The 18,252-nt window shown below is 68.6% G+C and carries 14 protein-coding genes and 1 pseudogene; 7 read left to right on the top strand and 8 right to left on the bottom strand.

Translation table 11 applies throughout. The annotated features are described in order from the left end of the window. Positions 1-2: 2 nt before the first annotated feature. Together JOD54_RS24675 and JOD54_RS36070 are read right to left on the bottom strand one after the other, a co-directional pair. Positions 3-767, bottom strand: a complete 765-nt coding sequence (locus JOD54_RS24675) for a serine protease (protein ID WP_204453571.1) — start codon at positions 765-767, stop codon at positions 3-5. Between the two features lie 111 nt (positions 768-878). Continuing rightward, complete coding sequence (locus JOD54_RS36070) at positions 879-986, bottom strand: flavin reductase family protein (protein ID WP_372440416.1); 108 nt, start codon at positions 984-986, stop codon at positions 879-881. Positions 987-1,117: 131 nt separating this feature from the next. On the opposite strand from JOD54_RS36070, the pseudogene JOD54_RS34550 reads away from it, so the two are divergent. Beyond that, a pseudogene (locus JOD54_RS34550) lies at positions 1,118-1,331 on the top strand (TauD/TfdA family dioxygenase); the annotation flags it as partial. A gap of 24 nt (positions 1,332-1,355) precedes the next feature. Here JOD54_RS34550 and JOD54_RS24660 read toward each other — a convergent pair. Next, entirely contained in the window at positions 1,356-1,847 is a 492-nt protein-coding gene (locus JOD54_RS24660; protein WP_204453567.1) for a hypothetical protein, read from the bottom strand. A 97-nt stretch (positions 1,848-1,944) separates the two neighbouring features. Between JOD54_RS24660 and JOD54_RS24655 the strand changes: the two genes are divergently transcribed. Continuing rightward, complete coding sequence (locus JOD54_RS24655) at positions 1,945-5,481, top strand: AAA family ATPase (protein ID WP_204453565.1); 3,537 nt, start codon at positions 1,945-1,947, stop codon at positions 5,479-5,481. A 7-nt stretch (positions 5,482-5,488) separates the two neighbouring features. Here the strand turns inward: JOD54_RS24655 and JOD54_RS24650 are convergent, their stop codons facing one another. The 3 genes from JOD54_RS24650 to JOD54_RS24640 all read right to left on the bottom strand — a co-directional run bounded on the left by JOD54_RS24650 (position 5,489) and on the right by JOD54_RS24640 (position 9,169). Continuing rightward, the gene (locus JOD54_RS24650) at positions 5,489-6,076 is read right to left on the bottom strand and encodes a helix-turn-helix domain-containing protein (protein ID WP_204453562.1); all 588 of its coding nucleotides are present in this window, start codon (positions 6,074-6,076) and stop codon (positions 5,489-5,491) included. A 564-nt stretch (positions 6,077-6,640) separates the two neighbouring features. Further along, a complete protein-coding gene (locus tag JOD54_RS24645; RefSeq protein WP_204453560.1) occupies positions 6,641-8,140 on the bottom strand; it encodes a PucR family transcriptional regulator in 1,500 nt (499 codons plus the stop codon). Continuing rightward, positions 8,141-9,169, bottom strand: a complete 1,029-nt coding sequence (locus JOD54_RS24640) for an S-methyl thiohydantoin desulfurase family protein (protein ID WP_204453559.1) — start codon at positions 9,167-9,169, stop codon at positions 8,141-8,143. A gap of 155 nt (positions 9,170-9,324) precedes the next feature. Between JOD54_RS24640 and JOD54_RS24635 the strand changes: the two genes are divergently transcribed. The 3 genes from JOD54_RS24635 to JOD54_RS24625 are packed head-to-tail and all read left to right on the top strand — an operon-like array spanning position 9,325 to position 13,335. Then, a complete protein-coding gene (locus tag JOD54_RS24635; protein ID WP_204453558.1) occupies positions 9,325-10,656 on the top strand; it encodes a purine-cytosine permease family protein in 1,332 nt (443 codons plus the stop codon). A gap of 14 nt (positions 10,657-10,670) precedes the next feature. Continuing rightward, on the top strand, positions 10,671-12,233 hold the full coding sequence (locus JOD54_RS24630) for a hydantoinase/oxoprolinase N-terminal domain-containing protein (protein ID WP_204453557.1): 1,563 nt from the start codon (positions 10,671-10,673) through the stop codon (positions 12,231-12,233). Then, the gene (locus JOD54_RS24625) at positions 12,223-13,335 is read left to right on the top strand and encodes an S-methyl thiohydantoin desulfurase family protein (RefSeq protein ID WP_307860252.1); all 1,113 of its coding nucleotides are present in this window, start codon (positions 12,223-12,225) and stop codon (positions 13,333-13,335) included. The genes JOD54_RS24630 and JOD54_RS24625 overlap by 11 nt, the downstream gene beginning before the upstream one ends. A gap of 721 nt (positions 13,336-14,056) precedes the next feature. On the opposite strand, the gene JOD54_RS35750 is transcribed toward JOD54_RS24625, so the two are convergent. Continuing rightward, complete coding sequence (locus JOD54_RS35750; protein WP_204453554.1) at positions 14,057-15,016, bottom strand: ArsR/SmtB family transcription factor; 960 nt, start codon at positions 15,014-15,016, stop codon at positions 14,057-14,059. Positions 15,017-15,146: 130 nt separating this feature from the next. Here JOD54_RS35750 and JOD54_RS24615 point away from each other — a divergent pair, with 130 nt between their 5' ends. Further along, on the top strand, positions 15,147-15,776 hold the full coding sequence (locus JOD54_RS24615; protein WP_204453553.1) for a C39 family peptidase: 630 nt from the start codon (positions 15,147-15,149) through the stop codon (positions 15,774-15,776). On the opposite strand, the gene JOD54_RS24610 is transcribed toward JOD54_RS24615, so the two are convergent. After that, positions 15,764-16,132, bottom strand: coding sequence for a nucleoside triphosphate pyrophosphohydrolase family protein (locus tag JOD54_RS24610; protein WP_204453552.1), 369 nt, complete (start codon positions 16,130-16,132; stop codon positions 15,764-15,766). The genes JOD54_RS24615 and JOD54_RS24610 overlap by 13 nt on opposite strands. Positions 16,133-16,257: 125 nt before the next feature. Here JOD54_RS24610 and JOD54_RS24605 point away from each other — a divergent pair, with 125 nt between their 5' ends. Continuing rightward, positions 16,258-18,111 (top strand): S8 family serine peptidase, encoded by a 1,854-nt coding sequence (locus tag JOD54_RS24605; protein ID WP_204453551.1) that lies wholly within the window; start codon positions 16,258-16,260, stop codon positions 18,109-18,111. Positions 18,112-18,252: the final 141 nt, after the last annotated feature.

Raw genomic sequence — 18,252 nt, 5'->3', positions numbered from 1 at the left:
CGCTACTTCCCGGTCTCTTCGCGGATCCACCTGCGCAGAGCCTCTTGGGCGACGTTCGTGTAGACGCCGTAGTAGCCCGGCCGCGCACAGCCCCGGCCCCACGACACCAGCCCCACCAGTCGCGACTCCGACCCGAAGGGTTTGTCCGTCAGGGGTCCGCCGGAGTCGCCCTGGCAGGAATCCTTGCCGCCTTGCGGCAATCCCGCGCACAGCATGCGAGTCGTCACGGCCTCTTGTCCGTACGAGTCCCGACAGGTGCGCAGGGACACCGTCGGGACAACGACTCCACGCAGGTTCTCCGGTGAGGAGCCACCCTCGCTGAGACCGCCCCACCCCGTCACCAGCGTGCGGGTGCCCGCTTGGACTTCCCGCTCGGCCACGGGGATCGGGCGGATGTTGGAGCTGAAGTCGAGGTCCCGCTCCAGGTAGAGCACCGCGACGTCGAAGTCCTGCGTGCCCGGGTCGTACTTGGGAGAGCGGACGACCTCCCGCACCTCAACCTTGACCCCGCCCTCGGCGCGGCTGGTGCTGCCCGCCCGGACGCTCAGGTCATCACCGCCGACGCAGTGCGCGGCCGTGAGCGCGATGTCCCGCGCGATCAGGGCGGCCCCGCAGATGTGGTTCCCGTTGTCCCGCAAGCTCAACGTCCACGGCGCCTGGTTGATGCTGACGCGTTCCCCACCCACGATCCGATCCTCCGCCAAGGCGACCGGCCCCAGCGCCCCAACAAGAAGGACGGCGACGGTACAAGACAGCAGAGGTCTCATGGTGGCGCTCCCCGGTGTGGTTGTGACCCACGATCGTCGGACCCGCCGGGGAGACCAAGGAAGTTCACCCACCCATCGGGTACCCGCTGGTCACCCCCTGCTCGGACGCGCTTAGCCCAGGCCGAACCGGCTGCGGTGGAACACGAGCGGTGGCGCGCGCTCGGTGTGCGCCGCCGCGTGCAGTCGGAGTAGGACGATCGTGTGGTCGCCTGCCTCGATGTGCCGCTCGATGGCGGTGTCGAACCAAGCGACGCCGTCGGCGAGCGTGACGGCGCCGTCGAGGAATACCTGCGCTACCGCCTCGGCTGCGAGGGCAACACGTGGGAGGGGAAGAAGGTCCGCACGTTGGACCCGTGGCGCACCCGGTGGTCCGCGTGCACCCGGAAACCGGCAGACGAGCCCTGTTCGTCAACCCCGGCGACGTCGTGGCCTGGGACAACCGCAGCACCGCCCACTACGCCGCAGACGACTACGGCGCACCACCCCCGAGTAATGCACAGAATCACCCTCTGCGGCGACCGCCCCTTCGGCATCGCCCACCCGACTGGCTGCGGCGAGTCGTAGCCGGATTTCAGGTGATCCGAAGCGCTACCAGGCGACGAAGGTCAGAATGAGGGCTGCCAGCAAGATCAGACCAGGGAGGATGAACCAGAACCTGCGCGTACTTCCGGTGAGTCTCCTGCTCCACCGATAGAGGGCGGTGGCTTCGTGCTGTTCGTCCGAGTCGTCGAGCAGCGCCGTGATGGTCGGCCCGTCGGAGCCCAGGAACTCAGTCTCCAGCGTGTCCCTGATGAGAACAGCGCGACGCCGATTGCGCTCGTACAACTCCGTGTACGACGCGGCGAACAGAAGGCCGAGTGGGCCTATTACCAGAAGCGCCAGGCACAGCGGCAGGTCTTTTCGGGTGACGTTGCCATCGTTGGCCACGACGGCGATGAGAACCGATGCGACGACTATCATCGCGTTCACCACGTTGGAGCGCAGGGTCTCGGCGTGCCGGGCATGTGTCCGCAGGTCGGAGTACATCCCCCAAAGGAGTTCTTTTCTGGCCTTGGCCTCGTCGGACAACTCGTCGCCCACGATGATCCCCCCTCTTGGTACCCACCAGGTGGATTCGGTGGATCATCCGTGGAGTCTAGATTGCCGACACTGGGCCGGTCGAGGACGAGGAGGGGGCATGGTCGAGGGTGGGCCGAGCATGGGTGGTTTCGACCGGTTACCGCCCGAGCTGCGGGACGCGGTTGCGATGTGGCAACAGGGCGAGCAGGAGTTCACGGTCGAGTCCCGTGAGTGGTTCACCGACGGCCGTAGTGGCGAGCCTGTCGGCACCGTGGTCTACACAGATCATGCTGCGGGTCGGGCTGATTCCGAGCGGTTGGTCCTCAAGTTCCTCACCCACGATGCTCCGAAAAGGGCGGAATCGCTCCGCATGGCATGGTTTAGAGCCGGGAAGATCGGGTTTGATGCTCATCTGGCTGAGCCCCTCGCTTATAGCATGTGGCTCGACGGCGGTCGGATGGGGGTGTTCCTTCGTGTCGCGGGCGGTGGTATCGAGGACGTCGGTCAACTGACGGAGTTGTCCGGAACTGCCGGGTTTCCGGAAGTTTGTCAATCAATTGTGAACTCGGTTGTCGGCGATTGGAACCGTGACGCGAAGTGGCGCCGTCCTGGGAAGCCGCAAACAATCGGTGAGTTGCTCAAAGGTGTCATAGGGCGGCGGTTTGATAAAGCGCTCGAGTGGGCGAGAACGGCCGGGGTTGCTGTTGATGGCGACGAAGGTGCGGTCAAACTCGGCGACATGACCATGGCTTTCAACCCGTTCTCACTTCTTGCGGGTTCGAATGCCAATCGAATTGTCCAAGATCTCCGGATTGGTCACGCTCACGGGGATCTGAGCGGTCGCAATATCCTCCTGAAGGTGCGAAACGGAATAGACCCCCTTTCGTACGTGCTTATCGACTATGACCGCTACAAGCCGGACGCTCCATTGGCGCGAGATCCAATGCATCTCCTAGTGGCTCTGGTCCTAGATCGCTTCCACGACTTCGGACCTAACTCGAGGGCCGCTCTTGCGCGGGCACTGGTGTATCCGAACGAGCGCGATTCTCCGGCTCACCTGGGCCTATACCGAGACCTCAGCGAGGCAGTAAGGGCTGGGTCGGCTCCGGGGAGCGACTCCGGTTGGGGCGACGAGTGGGGGCGGCAGTGCTTGCTGTTCCTCGTTGGCGCCGGCCTCGTGCACCTAGGGAGGGATCTACGCCTCGACAACGAGTTGGAAGTCAAGAAGTGGTGCTTCCAACTGGCCGCACTCGCGGCGGAACGACTGCGCGGCGAGCTCGCGCGGTGGCCGCGCCGTGCGGAACGCACGGCCACGCCAGTGGCCGTGCGTCGCTCAGCTCCTGAGGACTCGTTCGGAATCAGGGATCGCAGGATTGAACGTCAGGACCTGCGAAACCGGCTGGTAGCTGGGGGACGAGGGATTTCGGTCCTGAGCGGGATTCGCGGTGTTGGGAAGACGAAACTCCTGGACGTGGTGCTCCAAGACTTGGACTCCGACGGCGCTCCAATGCGGGTCGTGCGTCATGACGCGAACACCGTGACAGGGCTCGACCTCGGAACGCTGATCGACCACTTGGACGGTGGTGTCACGGCCGCAGGTTCGCGCACCGGCCGCTCGTCCTTGGCACGTCTGGAGGACGTCTTGGTCCGGCTTGGCGACTCTCCGGTTGTCGTGGCGGTCGACTCCGCGGAGAACCTGCTGACCAGTGACGAGGTGGTCGCGGACCCGCAACTCGACCGGGCATTCGAGATGCTCGCCACCATGGAGCGGCACGCGGTCACGGTGCTCCTTGTCTCGCAGGACAAGCCGAACTCCAGGCAGCATACTTGGCATACGGTGGCACCTTCCGTCCAACTGGGGCGCCTGCCCAAGGACGACTTCTTCGACCACCTCGCGGGCATGGACCATCGTGGACGTCTCACCGCCGACTTGTTGACCCGGGAGCTGCGGGCGTCGCTGTACGACGCGGTGAAGGGCAACCCGCGCCACGCTGAACTTGTTCACGCGGTTGTGGTTGGTGACACCGGGTACGACCTTCCCAGACTCGCGGCGCTGCTCGGTGAACAGCGCACCCCGGATGTTTCCGACCAGCTCATGCACTTGCTGTTGACGGGCATCAGCGAGGTGAGGGGAGCGGTGCTCCGCGCACTCGCGGCCTTCGACACCCCCGTCCCGGCCAGCGCGGTAGCGGCGGTGATCGGGAACTACGCGCACGCCCGGGTTGGTAACGCTCTGTCAGCTCTGGTCATGGACCGCATCGTCTATCGCGTCGAGGACAACTTCTACTTGCTCTCGGCCGACAGCCGGTCGGTCATGAGCACCGTGTCGGAACCCGAACAGCGTCTTTTGTACTACACGGTGGCGGGAGCGTTGCGCGATATCGTGCGTCCTGAGCCACGCAGTGTTGCCGACCTCCGCCTTCGCCTCGCTGAGCTTTGGGCGTTGCTGCGCGCTCGGGAGTATGGAGCCGCATACGAAACCATCCATGAGGTCGATCCCTATCTGGTCCGCTGGAACTGCCGCCGCCTGGTGCTCGAGCCACGAAGGGAGGTCAAGGGCAGAACTGGGGGTGAGCACGACGAACTGGAGAACTTGAACGCCTTGGCCGACATCCTGCTGTCCAACCACGATTTCGACGAGGCCGATCAGGTGCTCGGCGAGGCCATGAGCCTCGTCGTGGGAAAGGAGGACGATGTGCGAGCCATCAAGGTGCACAGCACCTTCGCCTCGATGTGCTGGCGCCAAGGTTTCACCACCATGGCGCAGGCGAGGTATGAGTGGGTGCGGGACCAGGCTCGACGCATAAACAGCCCTGAGGTGCTGGCCGTCGCCCAGGAAGGCATCGCGGTTTGCCTACGCCGCAAGGGCAGACATGAAGACGCGATCGTTGAGGGCGTTCGCGCTCTCGCGCAGTACGGACGCCCGGACTTCTCCGAGTTTCAGGATGCGAAGCGGGATGCGCTACTGCGGTACACCATCGTCGCGCTCAAAGTGGCCCGTTGGCACGGTGAACTCGGGCATGGTGCTGATGCCGAGGTCTTCGTCGCCCGCGCCGGGGCCGCCGTGGAAGCCGGGTCCGATGACCGCCTCCGTAGTGCCTACCTCGACGGGCTCGCGGTCCTCAGCTTGGACAGGGGTGATGTCGGCCGAGCCGAGGAACTCGCCCACGAGGCGGCCGACCTGGCGATTCGGCACCACGATGAGGTCACCTTGATCCAAGCGCGGACCACGCTCGCCTTCTGCTACTTGCACCGGTCGGCACGCCCCGACGCGTGGCGTGAGATCGAACTTGCGGAGTTCTACCGAGTCCCTGGGCGATCACTGCTCGTCTTGGCGTTGTCAGGACTGGCGGCCCATCAGCAGGGCGACCGTGCGACGGCGGATGAGCGCTTTGAACGTCTGCGTGCGGAAGCGACCAACCGCGTGAAGAAGGATGCCGAGGACTTCGCCGCGCACGACTTCATCGGTTACGCGATCTGCGGTCTACACCTCGGAGATGGCCGCGACTTGCGCGAGGCGGTTGAATCATTCACCAGGGCACGGGAGAACACCAGGAATGCGGGCGTGCTGATCGCGAGGATGCGGTTCTTGCTCGACGAGCTGGAGGCACCCGCGCGTCTCAGCCAGGTTCTTGATGCTCTCGATGCGAGCTGACCCCAGGTCACAACCAGCCAGCGTCGCGCGCTCGTATGATCGCTTCCAGTCTGGAGCCCACTCCCATGTGCCGGTAGAGGCCGTTGAGCAGCCGATACATCGCCCGCTCCGAGTAGCCCGCGTGCCCGGCGACCTCGGTGACGGTCCTCCCGGTTGCCAGCTGGCGCAGCCACGTCAGTTGCTCTGGAGTGACGGTGTCCTGGCCGTCGGCGGTCGCGAGCGCGGTGACGACTTGCGGAGGTAGCACCGCTTGGCCGCTGATCGTGGCCTCGACCGTGTGGCGGAGCGCTTCGGCGGGTGCGTCGCGGAACAGCACCGACCTGGCGCCCGCGCGGACAGCCCGCACGCCGGTCGCGCTCGACGGCCTCTCCACGACCGCGACCACGGCGTGTGCGGCTGCCATGCGCCGGAGCTCGGCCAACAGGTCCCAGTCCTGCTCCAACCGCACGGTCAACAGGATGACCGCGGAAGGGGCCTTCACTGCCCACGTCACGATGTCGACCGGTGCTTCCACAACATGCCCCGCAGCCGTCAGGACCGCGCTGACCCCCTGCTGGAACAGAGGCAGGGGGTCCACGACTGCGATGCGGATCATCACCGGTGCGGGTGGCCCCTTCGTCGAAGTGCGGAGCGTCCCGTGCTACGCGAGTGCTTCCGTTTCCCGAACCTTGTGGAAGATCATCCCCCGCTCCTGTCGACAGGTGTCGTAGTTGGTCGTGGACACGCCGCATCGCGTCATGTCTCTGCCGTGCTCGGACATGGACCTGCGTGTGGGCTGTTTCCTAGCCTTCCCTGTGCCGTTCGGTGTACGGCGATGAAAGGGGGCCAGTGGTATACGACGATGACAACGGCAGCCACCCGTCGGCGCCGATCCGTCCAGAGGACCGTCCGGCCGCGGGGATCGATAGAGTGCGTCTGCCTGAGGAGGACGTGCTTCGCGAGATCATCCGACTGTCCCGAGAGAAGAGTTTTGGACCGGCAAGAATCGAAGCCGAGCTGCGCCTGGTCGGTCTTGACGGGAGGAAGCTGCGCGTGTCAGTCGAAGTCATCAGACATGTGGTTGCGAACCAGGACGTACATAAGCCTTGAGCCCTGTGGCCTCGGCACCTCAGCGGCGGTGTTACTCGGTTCGTTGCCGCAAAACGCACTGCGGCTGGGTCTACTTGGCCCGGCAGGCCAGGTGCAGGGCCAGGCGGACTTCGGGGTCCGAGAGGTTGGCCCCCAGCAGCTCCTCGATCCGGCTCAGCCGCTTCACCACGGTGTTGCGGTGGATGCCGAGGCGGGCGGCTGTGGAGGTGGCGGAGGATTCGAGGTCCAGGTAGGTCTCGAGGGTCCTGGCGAGGTCGGCGTTGGCGGGGGACAGCAGGGCGCCGAGGAGGCGTTGGGAGCGGGCGCGGACGTCGTCGGAGGTGGCGGCGGCTAGGAGGCGGCGGACGCCTGCTTCGTCAGCGAAGACGACTAGTTGGCGGCCTCGGGCGGAGCCTGCGAACCGGCTGAGTTCTTGGGCTTCGACGAGGGTTTCGACCAGGCCGGGGGCGCCGAGCAGCGGGCGGCCGACCCCGGCCACCAGGGTTGACTCGGGGACGAGCGGCAGGAGCGCGGTGAGCGTGCGGACCAGGTCGCGGCGGCGCTGCGGTGTGGCCTCGGTGCTGTCGGTGATCCATGACGACCAGCCGTCGCCGCGTTCGACCAGGGGGCCGGTGAGGCTCTCGGCGGCCAGGGCGTCTCGCACGTCGCGGGTCCTCGACCGCACGTCCTCGGGGGTCGAACCGCCGACCAGCAGCAGGTGCACCCCGGTGTGCCACCCCTCCAGCCGCCACCCCGCCGCGACCGCCCTGCCGAGGACGCGCCGGGGGATCGGCGGCCCGGAGCTGAGCAGCTCCGCCAGGACGGTCGACTGGAACGTCGCGTCGCGCTCGGACAGCAGCCGCTCGGTCGCCGCCCACGCGGTGACCGAACAGGCCGCCAGGTCCAGCCCGCTCTCGATCTTGACCGCGGTGTCGTCGCCGATCGCGCCGGTCTCCGCGACCAACCACAGCCGCGGCGGTTCCCGGTCACCGACCTTGATCGGGACCAGGCACGTGAAGCCGTCGCCGTCACGCCAGGTCCTCGTGCGGGTGTCGAGGTGCAGCGGGCGGGTGGGTTCGGTTCCCGCGAGGACGACGTGCTCGGCGCCGACCAGGGCGCTGCGCACACCGAGTTCGCTGTCCAGCAGCTTCACGATGCTCCGAGCGTCGCCTACGCCCTGGAGCCGACGAGCCAGCCGCGCCAACACGAGCCCGTGCTCGGCCGCGGGCTGGTGGACCCGAACCCAGAGCCTGCGTGCCGTCTCCAGCGGGTCCGCCGCCACCAGCGCCAACGGCAGGGCCAGGCGCTCGGCCAAGACCTTCGTCGAGGAGAGGAGCCGACGCGGCTGGTCGACCGCCGTGACGACGAGGCTCGCTCCGCGGTCGTGCACCCGGCGCAGGAGCAGTTCGAGCTCGTACCCGTCGAGCGCGCCGGTGACCACGACGGCCCCGCGCGGCACATCGACGGTTCGCCCCGGGGTGTGCGCGAGCACCTCCGACGGAACGGCGTCGAGGTTGGCCGACCCCCCGACCACCGTCGCGGACTTGAGCGGTTCTTCGGCGAGGAGGTCACGCACGGACGGTCTGGCCATCTACAGCCCCACGTAGTCGAGTGAGTAGCCGAACGCGCGCGGGTTCACCAGCGGGAGCGCGTCGCCTTCGAGCCACCGGGCAGGTGCCGCCAGCGCCAGGACGTGGACCTCGCTGCCGACCGAGGCGCGTTCGGCCTGGATCGGGCGCGATGACCGTTGGTCGAGCAGGCAGATGATGTCCGGCGTGGTCGCCACCGGCACGCCGTCGTCGATGACCACGAGGAACTCGCTCTGCATCTCGACCCTGAGCACGCGCTGGTCGTCGTCGGCGCGCAGCGTCAGGCTGCCCGCGCCGAACGACGGTCCGTGCCGCCACTCGACCTCGAGCACGCGACCCGACGCGAGGTGCCGCGCCCCCAGCGGCATCGCCGCGGACGTGCCCAGCAGCGCGGTACCGAGATCGGTCGCCGCCCGCAGCGTGCCCGCGACGCCGTGGTCGCGCACATGGGCGATGGGAAGCCGGTAGCCCGCGAAACTCGCCCACCCACCGAGGAGCGCGGTGTTCGCCCGGAGCAGGCGTTCGGCCTCCGCCGGGGTGCCGGTGTCGATGCGGACGACGGTCCCGCTGGTGTCGAGGAGCGCGAACGGGGACATGCTCAACCCGGCCGCGGCGTAGGTCGTCTGGTCGAGCCGCGGCAGTGCCCGCCCCATCCCGCTGACGTCGAGCAACGGCGTCCCGGTTTCGGCCGCCACGAGGATCCCGGCAAAGGCGTTCGCCCCGGCCCCCTCGTACCCGGCGACCAGGTGTGGTCCCGCGTCCGCCTGGACGAGGCTGGTGAACGCCCGGGTGAACTCCCCACCGCCCATCGGCTTCTCGGCGAACGCGGTGATCGCCCCGACCAGTCCGATGTGGATCACCGTCACGTCGTCCGGGGCCTCGTCGGGGTCGATCACGGTGACCGGCCCGTGCTCGTGCACCGCGCGCTCGGCGAGCACCCGGAACAGCGTGGTCTGGCCCCCGCCGCCGGACCCCAGCAAGGCCGCGCCCAGTTCGAGGGCGGGCAGCGTCTCGCGGTCGATCGTCCACATGGTCGTGGTGACGCTAGCAGCGAGGAGGTCACTTCGCACTCCTCAGTCCCATCGGACCGGACACAGTGCACACTGCGTCGCGCGGCGGGTGAGGCTTAGTCTCGGGCCCTCGGTGAGCCGCATCACAGGCTGACCCGGAGTTGAGGAGGTCAGCCATGTCAGCCACCCGTGGAGTCGGGCACGACGACTACGCACTGGAGCGCGTGCCCGCCAAGGCCCGCTACTCGTGGTGGTCGGTCTGCGTCCAGCGCTTCGGTCAGCTCTCCTGCCTGTCGCAGTTCCTGATCGGGGCCACGCTGGGCTTCGGGATGTCGTTCTGGCAGGCCGTGCTGGCCATCACCCTCGGCTCGGTGATCCTGGAGGTCGTCGCGATCTTCACCGGCATCGCCGGTCAGCGCGAGGGCCTGTCCACCTCGGTGCTGACCAGGTGGACCGGTTTCGGCCGCTACGGGTCGAGCCTGGTCGGGCTGGCCGTGGCGCTGAGCCTGATCGGCTGGTTCGGCGTGCAGAGCGCCATCTCCGCGCGCGGCCTCACCGAGTTGATCGGCGTCCTGCCGACCTGGGGCTGGGCGCTGGTGTTCGGCATGGCGGTCACCGGCATCGTGGTGTGGGGCTTCGGCTCGATGGCGTGGACGGCCTACATCACGGTCCCGGCGTTCCTGCTGCTCGCGGGCTACGCGATCTACACCGAACTGTCCAAGCACGCACTGTCCGACCTGGTCAGCTCGCCCGCTCCCGGCCCGCAGATCAGCTTGGCCGCGGGCACGACACTGGTCGCGGGCGGCTTCATCGTCGGCATGGTGATGACCCCGGACATGACCCGGTTCAACCGCTCCACCGGGGACGTCGTCAAGCAGACCTTCGTCGGGGTGACGGTCGGCGAGTACGTGATCGCGCTGGTCGGGGTGCTGCTCGCGCACGCGGTGGGCACCAGCGACATCATCGGCATCGTCACCTCGAGCGCGGGCCTGCTCGGCACCCTGATCATCGTGGCGAGCACGGTCAAGATCAACGACTGGAACCTGTACTCCGCCTCGCTCGGCGTGGTCAACTTCGGCAAGACCGTCTTCGGGGTGACGCTGCACCGCGGGCTGGTCACGCTGACCGTCGGCGCGATCGGCAGCGTCCTGGCCGCCGCGGGCATCCTGGAGAGCTTCACCGACTTCCTGATCGTGCTCGGCGTGGCCTTCCCGCCGCTGGCCGGGATCATCATCGCGGAGTACTTCTTCGTCCGCCTGTGGCGCAAAGACCTCGACGAGTCCGGCGACGCCTTACCCGCCAGCTGTCCCACCTGGGTGCCCACCACCCTGGTCGTCTGGGGCCTGTCCTGGGCCGTCGGGTACTACGTGGAGTTCGGGATCGCCTCGATCAACGCGCTCGTCGCGTCGTTCCTGCTGTACCTCGTCGCCGGGAAACTGGGACTGGTGCGGCCACTGGGGATATCGCGGACCGAACCGGCACGCCTCGTCGACGACCAGCACGCCTGAACCGGGGGACTGCCATGCGAATCGGGATCGACGTCGGCGGCACCAACACCGATGCCGTGCTCATGGACGCCCGCCGGGTGCTGGCCGAGGTGAAGACCTCGACCACACCCGACGTGACCTCGGGCATCGTCACGGCCATCGCCGAACTCCGGGCGGCGTCGCCGTTCGACCCGCTGGACGTGCGGGCGGTGATGATCGGCACGACGCACTTCATCAACGCGATCGTCGAGGCGAACCGGCTGGCGCCAACGGCTGCCCTGCGCCTCGGCCTGCCCGCCACCCGGGCCCTCCCGCCGCTGGTCGGCTGGCCCGAGCACCTGGTGGCGGCGATCAGGGGCGAGGGCTACCTCTGCCACGGCGGCAACGAGTACGACGGCAGGCTGATCAGCCACCTCGACCGCGACGAGATCAAGCGGGTCGCCGACGACATAGCCCTCAAGGGGATCCGCAGCGTCGCTGTGTCCTCTGTGTACTCACCGGCCAACCCGGAGCTGGAGGTCGAGGTCGGCGACATCCTGTCCCAGCACATCCCCGGTGTCGCGGTGAGCCTGTCGCACGAGCTGGGCCGCATGGGGTTGCTCGAACGGGAGAACGCGACCGTCATCAACGCCTGCCTGCGCGAGCTCGCCGGTCACATCTGCGACGGGCTCTCCGGTGCGCTGACCGACGCGGGGATCCGCGCTCCGCTGTTCCTGAGCCAGAACGACGGAACGCTGATGGACGTGGACTTCGCCAGGCGCTACCCGGTCGCCACCTTCGCGTCCGGACCGACGAACTCCATGCGCGGCGCGGCTTTCCTGTCCGGGCTCGGTGACTGCGCGGTGATCGACGTCGGCGGAACCACCAGCGACATCGGCATTCTGCAGAACGGCTTCCCCCGGGAGGCCACGACCGAGGTCAGCGTGAGCGGGATCCGCACCAACTTCCGCATGCCCGACGTCCTGTCCATCGGGATCGGCGGCGGTAGCCGGGTGCGCGGTGCGGGTGTCGGCCCGGACAGCGTCGGCTATCGCATCCGCCGCGAGGGGCTGGTCTTCGGCGGCGACACCCTCACCGCTACGGACATCGCCGTAGCCGCCGGGATCGCGGAGATCGGCGACCCCGGCCTGGTCGCCCACCTCGACCGGTCGCTCGTCAACGCCGTGCTCGATCACATGTCACGGGAAATCGCCGCCGCAGTCGACCGCATGCGCACCAGCTCGATTCCGCTGCCGGTGGTGGCTGTGGGCGGCGGGAATATCCTGGTCCCCGAGGTGCTCGACGGGTCCGGGAAGGTCCACCGGCCAGAGCACTCCGGCGTCGCGAACGCCATCGGTGCGGCGATCGCCCAGGTCGGGGGAGAGGTCGACCGGATGTTCGCGGTCGCCGTCGGTACGCGAGAAGCGGTTCTGGACGCCGCGAAGCAGGAGGCGGTCGACCGGGCCGTCGCCGCGGGCGCCCGCCCCCAGACCGTCCAGATCGTCGAGGTCGAGGAGGTTCCCCTGGCCTACCTGCCGGGCAATGTCACCCGCATCCGCGTCAAAGCCGTTGGAGACCTCGTGTTCGGGGACGACCAAGGAGACCGAAGTGCCCACTGACATCACGCTCACCGACCTGCCCGACCTCGCGCGGGGCGCGGCGCTGCTCGGCACGGGCGGCGGCGGAGACCCCTACATCGGCCTGCTCCTGGTCAGCGAGGAACTGCGCCGCGGCAAGACCATCACGTTGCTCGCCCCGGACGAGATCGCCGATGAGGATCTTGTGGTGGCCAGCGCCTTCATGGGAGCGCCCACGGTCGTCGTCGAGAAGATCCCCTCCGGCGACGAACCCGTCACCGCCCTGCGCACGCTGGAGAACCGCCTGGGGCGCAGGGCCGACGCGATCATCCCGATGGAGTGCGGCGGGCTCAACTCCATGATCCCCCTGCTGGTCGCCGCCCGAGCGGGCATCCCGATCATCGACGGCGACGGGATGGGCCGGGCCTTCCCGGAACTGCAGATGGAGACCTTCGGCGTGTACGGGGTGTCGGGTTCGCCGATCGCCATCTGCGACTCCAACGGCCACACCACCGTCATCGACACGGGCGCCGACAACAAGCAGATGGAATGGCTCGCCCGCGGCGTCACCATCCGCATGGGCGGCGTCTCCTACATCGCCGAGTACCCGATGACCGGCGCCGAGGTGAAGCGCACCGCCATCCCCGGCACGATGAGCCTGGCACTGGCCCTCGGCCGGTGCATCCGCGAGGCCAGGGAACAGCACCGGGACCCGTTCGAGGCGCTGGGCGCGGCCTGTGAGCAGTCGATCTACGGCTACGGCCGGGTCCTGCTGGAGGGCAAGGTCATCGACATCGAACGCCAGAGCACCGACGGCTTCGTCCGCGGCACGGCCACCGTGAGCTCGTTCGACGGGAGTGTGGAGGTGGTACTGACCTTCCAGAACGAACACCTGGTCGCCCACCACAACGGTCGCGTACTGGCCATCGTCCCCGACCTGATCTCCGTGCTGGACGCCCAAACCGCGACCCCCATCACCACCGAGTCCCTGCACTACGGCCACCGAGTCAAGATCTTCGCCATGTCGACTCCGTCGATCATGCGCTCCCCGGAGGCGCTCGCTGTGTTCGGCCCTCAAGCCTTTGGGCTCCACGATGCGTGGACGCCGGTCGAAGCGCTCGCGCCTGTGGGTAGCGAGTCCTAGAGGGACTGTCGCTTGTGGAGAGGAGGGTCTTCGGCTCGCCTTCGGCATTGCAGCGGATCGTCGCCTCGCCTGCGGCATCGGCGTGGATCCGCGATTTGAGTGCGGGCTCGATGTGGTGGACCTGTTTTGCGTGGGGCCCCTACGACAGCCGTGGCAGGACCGCAAAGCAGGGGCCGAAAAGCATGGCCCTGCAGCGAGGCGACGCTACGGCTGCCGTCCCCCCACGCAAAACAGGTCCACCCCATCGAGCAGATGGCACCAGCGACTTCCGAGTGTCCAGTGGTTGGCAATGCGGCCGGGGCGGGCGGAAGGCGGTGGCTGAGGTGGCACCAGCGGCTTCCGAGTGTCCAGTGGCTGGGTCGGTGGTCGGAATCGGGTGGTTGGGCTGGCGGGGTTGGGTCGGTGGTCGGAATCGGGTGGTTGGGCTGGCGGGGTTGGCTCGGTGGGCTGGGTTGGGTGGGCTGGCTCGGGGGGCTGGGTGCGGCGGCTCGATGGGGCGGACTTGTTTTGCGTGGGGTGGCGGCAGTCGTAGCGTTGTGCGCGGACAGGGCCATGCTTTTCGGCCCCAGCTTTGCGGTCCTGCCACGGCTGGCGCAGGGGCCCCGCGCAAAACAAGTCCGCCCCATCGAGCAGTTAGGGGCAGCGGCTTCCGGGAGCGATGGCCGGCTAGCGGGGTTGGCTCGGTGGGGCGGGCTGGCGGGGTTGGCTCGACCGATTCGGGTCAGGGTCGGGGGTTTGGGGCCTGCTTGCTCGCTCGGGTGAGCAGGGCGGTGGCCGTGGCGGTGGGGGTGTGGCAGGCGGTGCCGTGGTGGCGGCTGGTGGTGATCAGGCCTGCTTCGCGCAGGATCGCGGTGTGCTGGCTGATGGCGGCCGCCGAGGTGCCTGCGTGGTGGGCGAGGGTCGTGGTGGTGGCGATGCCTTCGGCGATGGCGGTGAGGACGATGGCGCGGGTGGTGCCGAGCAGCTTGGCCAGGCCCGCGGGGGGCTGGGGGCGTTCGGTGCGGGCGGCGGGGTAGATCAGCAGCATCCGGTCGCCGTTCTGCAGGAGGGTGGGGGAGCGCTGGAAGTAGGACGGGACGATGTCCAGGCCTTGGCCGTCGAGGGTGGTTTCGGCCTCGAAGGGGCAGCCGACGTCGAGGATGGAGCCGGTCCAGCGGATCAGCGGGTGCAGGCCCGCCAGGAGCCGGTCGACGCCGCCGTCGGCGAGGTCGCGGGCGCGGGCGGCGCGGTCGAGGGTGAAGGTGTCCTGCACCGCCGCCCACTCGGGGCGGATGGCCAGGTGGTGGTAGGCGCGCAGGGCGGCAAGCAGGTCGCGGCGGACGGCCAGGTCGTCGTCGAGGCCGCGCAGCACCGACGGCATCCGACCCGACCAGCGGGCGAACCAGTCGAGTTCGGCCCGCACTAGCGCCCGGGGGCTGGCGAGCAGGGCGTCGTCGTCGACCTCGGCGCCCATGAGCGCCACCAGGTCCAGGAAGTGCGGCCCGCGCGGGGAGATCGCCGCGAGCATCCGCGACCACGGTCCCAACCCGACCCGGACCCGGTCGCGCCACGGCTCCAGGTGCGCCCCGTCCACCCCGCCGCGCAGCGCGTTGAGGCTGAACAGCGTCTCGGCCACCGGCGTCGGCGACGGGAGCAGGCGGACCCGGGCGACGTCGGCGGAGCTGAGGATGAGCCGGTGCACGGCAACGATCCTGCCGCCTTCTGAACCGATCTACCAGGGGGTTTAAGCGGCAGCTTCAGCGCGTCGCGGCGGGGGTGGCGCCGCGGCCAGGCTGACGCCCGTCAGTTTTCCGCTAGCAGGAGGAACCCCGATGAGATCGGTGATCATGAAGGTGGCTCTGGTGGTGGCGATGGCACTGGGCGTCTCGCTCAGCGCCCTGCCCTCCGCCTCGGCCGCGACGGCCGCCGCGACCGCGGCGGGCTGCCCGGACGGCGTCTGCTCGAGCAAGTACCTCAACTACAGCGGCCAGCAGCAGATCAACGGCTACTACTGCGGCCCGGCCGCCACCCGCGCCGCCCTGTCGGTCCGGCTGATCAACGTGCCCACGCAGAGCTCGCTCGGCGCCAGCCTGGGTACGACGGTCAACGGGACCGACCACATCGGTCTGGTCACCGGCGTCCTGCGCAACTACGTGGGCGGCTGGTACGAGTCCAAGTACATCGGCGGCACCTACGCCGCCCAGTGGCAGATCGACCTGCTGATCGCCGATGTCCGGCTCAACATCAACAACGCCTTCCCGATCGTCGCCAACGTCGTCGGCTACGCCTACGACACCAACGGCGGCTACCACTCCTACAGCGGCGGCCACTACCTGACCGTCGTCGGCTACGAGCAGGGCGGCAACGTCTCCGTCATCTTCGACCCCGCCCAGGGCGTCCAGTACAAGATGGAGACCTACCTGCTGGCCCACTGGATCGCGGGCCGCGGCTACAGCGCCTGATCCGCCGACTCCGGGTGGCCGGTGGCGTCGTCAACGCCCCCGGCCACCCGGTCGGGATGCCACACGAGCCACTTCCGGTCCACCTGCTCCGCCAGGTCGACCCCGTGGTGCCGCGCCATCAGCACCACGTGGCACAACACATCGGCCAACTCGGCGCCGAACCTGTCCTCCAGTTCCCGCCTGGAGTGGCCCTTGGCCCTGGCCTGGCCACTCCGCATCAAGAACGCCTGCGTCAACTCGCCGACCTCCTCCTGGAGCTTGAGGAGGAACCAGGTGTCGTCCCTGGTGAATCCGTGCGCACGCGCATACCCGTCCGACACCACCTCGATGTCATCGCTCAGCCGCGCCAAATCCATGGCAGCAGCCTAGGTCCGGCCGCCCACCGGCCCCTGTGCGGCAACCAGGTGAAGATCACCCGAACCCGCCTGGACCGCGCCTCCGTGATCCCTAGTCTGCGGCTGACTGCGACCCGGGAGGTCACGTGGTCAGGTTGTTCGCGCTGTTGCTCGCCGCTGTGCTCGTGCCAAGCACCCCGGCAATCGCCGAGGCCTCGAACACGAGCAGCTACCTCGTTGTTCTCAAGGACCCCAACGCCGACGTGCCCACGCTGGCCGACAAGTACGACGGCAAGGTGGGGAACCGCTTCCGGTACGCCCTGTCCGGGTTCGCCGCGACCATGACCGCCCGGGACGCGCGGCGGCTGGCGGCCGATCCCGCTGTCGTGGTGGTGCAGCCGAATCGGCAGGTCCGCACGACGACAACGCAGTCGAACCCGCCGTCGTGGGGCTTGGACCGGGTCGACCAGCTGGCCCGGCGGCTCGACAGCGCGTACAGCTACACCACCACGGCCGCGAACGTCACCGCGTACGTGATCGACACCGGGATCTACACCGCGCACAGCGACTTCGGCGGCCGGGCGAGCTGGGGTGCCAACACCTCCGGAGACGGTCAGGACGCCGACTGCCACGGCCACGGCACCCACGTGGCGGGGACCATCGGCGGCACCGGCTACGGCGTCGCCAAGGCGGTGAAGCTGGTCGGGGTCAAGGTGCTCAAGTGCGACGGCTTCGGGACGGTCGCGTCCGTGGTCGCGGGCATCGACTGGGTGATCGCGCACCACACCACCGGTCCCGCCGTCGCCAACCTGAGCCTCGGCGGGTCCCCGGACGCCGTGCTCGACGCGGCCATCAGCAGGCTCGTCGCCGACGGGGTCACCACCGTGGTGTCGGCGGGCAACGAGGGCGCCAGCGCCTGCGACAAGTCACCGGCCCGGGTGCCCGAGGCGATCACCGTCGGCGCGACCGAGTCCGACGACACCCGTTCCGGCTTCTCCAACCACGGCACCTGCGTGGACCTGTTCGCCCCCGGCTCGCAGATCACGTCCGCCTGGAACGCCTGGAGCAGTTCCAGCAACTCGCTCAGCGGAACCTCCATGGCCTCCCCGCACGTCGCGGGCGCCGCCGCGCTGCTGCTCGCCGTGGACCCGGCCACGACGCCCGCGCAGATCTCCGCGCACCTGGCGCTGGACGCGACACCCAACGCCATCCCCAACGCGGGCACCGGATCACCGAACCGACTGCTGGTCGTCGGCACGGGCAGCCGTCCTGAGTACCCGATCGTCTCCAACCCCGGCTTCAAGGCGCAACGCACTGGCACGCCCATGACCATCCAGATGACCGCCAAGGGCGGCACCGCCCCGTACACCTGGTCCGCCACGGGCCTGCCTACGGGCGTCACCATCAACCCCGCCACCGGCCTCATCTCCGGCACACCAACCCAAACCCTGGTCAACGCGACGGTGACCGTGTCGGCCAAGGACGCGGCCAACCGCACCACACCGACCAGCTTCGAGATCACCGTCGTCCCCCCGGACTGGACCTGCCCGTCCGGCGGCCAGAAGTTCACCAACCCCGGCTTCGAATCCGGCGGCACCAGCTGGTGGGAGAACACCGACAACATCAACAAGCACACCGGCGCGATGGCCCCGCGCACCGGCACCTGGGCCGCAGCCCTCGCGACCACGTCAGCGGGCGGAACCATCGTCAGCCAACGGGTCGAGATCCCCCGCGAGTGCGCCTGGACCACCCAGACCTTCTGGGCCAAGTTCGTCCCCCACCAAGGCGTCACCGACGACAACGACGCCCTGCGCCTCCTGCTCAACGACGAGCCCGTGCTGCTCCTCAAGGGCAACACCATGGGCACCGGCTACCGCCAGTACACCCTCGACCTGTCCCGCTACGCAGGCCAACCCGTCCTCTTCTGGTTCACCGGCTGGGGCGACTACAAGAACACCTCCTCCATAGTCCTCGACGACCTCGCCCTCAACGCCCGCTGAGCAGTCACGTTCAGCCCCCCGAGCCAGCCCACCAACCCCACCACTGGACACTCGGACCTCAGGTGCCAGGGCAACCCCCCGAGCCAGCCCACCCAGCCCCCCGAGCCAGCCCCGCCAGCCCAACCACCCGACTCCGACAGC

Origin of the sequence: Actinokineospora baliensis, from assembly GCF_016907695.1 — a bacterium.
GTDB lineage: Bacteria > Actinomycetota > Actinomycetes > Mycobacteriales > Pseudonocardiaceae > Actinokineospora > Actinokineospora baliensis.
This window is presented reverse-complemented; position numbering and strand designations above follow the sequence as displayed.

Excerpts from the sequence above, each read along its gene's own strand:
- JOD54_RS24635 (WP_204453558.1), top strand. The coding sequence starts at position 9,325 with ATGTCAGCCACCCGTGGAGTCGGGCACGACGACTACGCACTGGAGCGC.
- JOD54_RS24630 (WP_204453557.1), top strand. The coding sequence starts at position 10,671 with ATGCGAATCGGGATCGACGTCGGCGGCACCAACACCGATGCCGTGCTC.
- JOD54_RS24655 (WP_204453565.1), top strand. The coding sequence starts at position 1,945 with ATGGTCGAGGGTGGGCCGAGCATGGGTGGTTTCGACCGGTTACCGCCC.
- JOD54_RS24675 (WP_204453571.1), bottom strand. The coding sequence starts at position 767 with ATGAGACCTCTGCTGTCTTGTACCGTCGCCGTCCTTCTTGTTGGGGCG.
- JOD54_RS24645 (WP_204453560.1), bottom strand. The coding sequence starts at position 8,140 with ATGGCCAGACCGTCCGTGCGTGACCTCCTCGCCGAAGAACCGCTCAAG.
- JOD54_RS24640 (WP_204453559.1), bottom strand. The coding sequence starts at position 9,169 with ATGTGGACGATCGACCGCGAGACGCTGCCCGCCCTCGAACTGGGCGCG.
- JOD54_RS24650 (WP_204453562.1), bottom strand. The coding sequence starts at position 6,076 with ATGATCCGCATCGCAGTCGTGGACCCCCTGCCTCTGTTCCAGCAGGGG.
- JOD54_RS24615 (WP_204453553.1), top strand. The coding sequence starts at position 15,147 with ATGAGATCGGTGATCATGAAGGTGGCTCTGGTGGTGGCGATGGCACTG.
- JOD54_RS24610 (WP_204453552.1), bottom strand. The coding sequence starts at position 16,132 with ATGGATTTGGCGCGGCTGAGCGATGACATCGAGGTGGTGTCGGACGGG.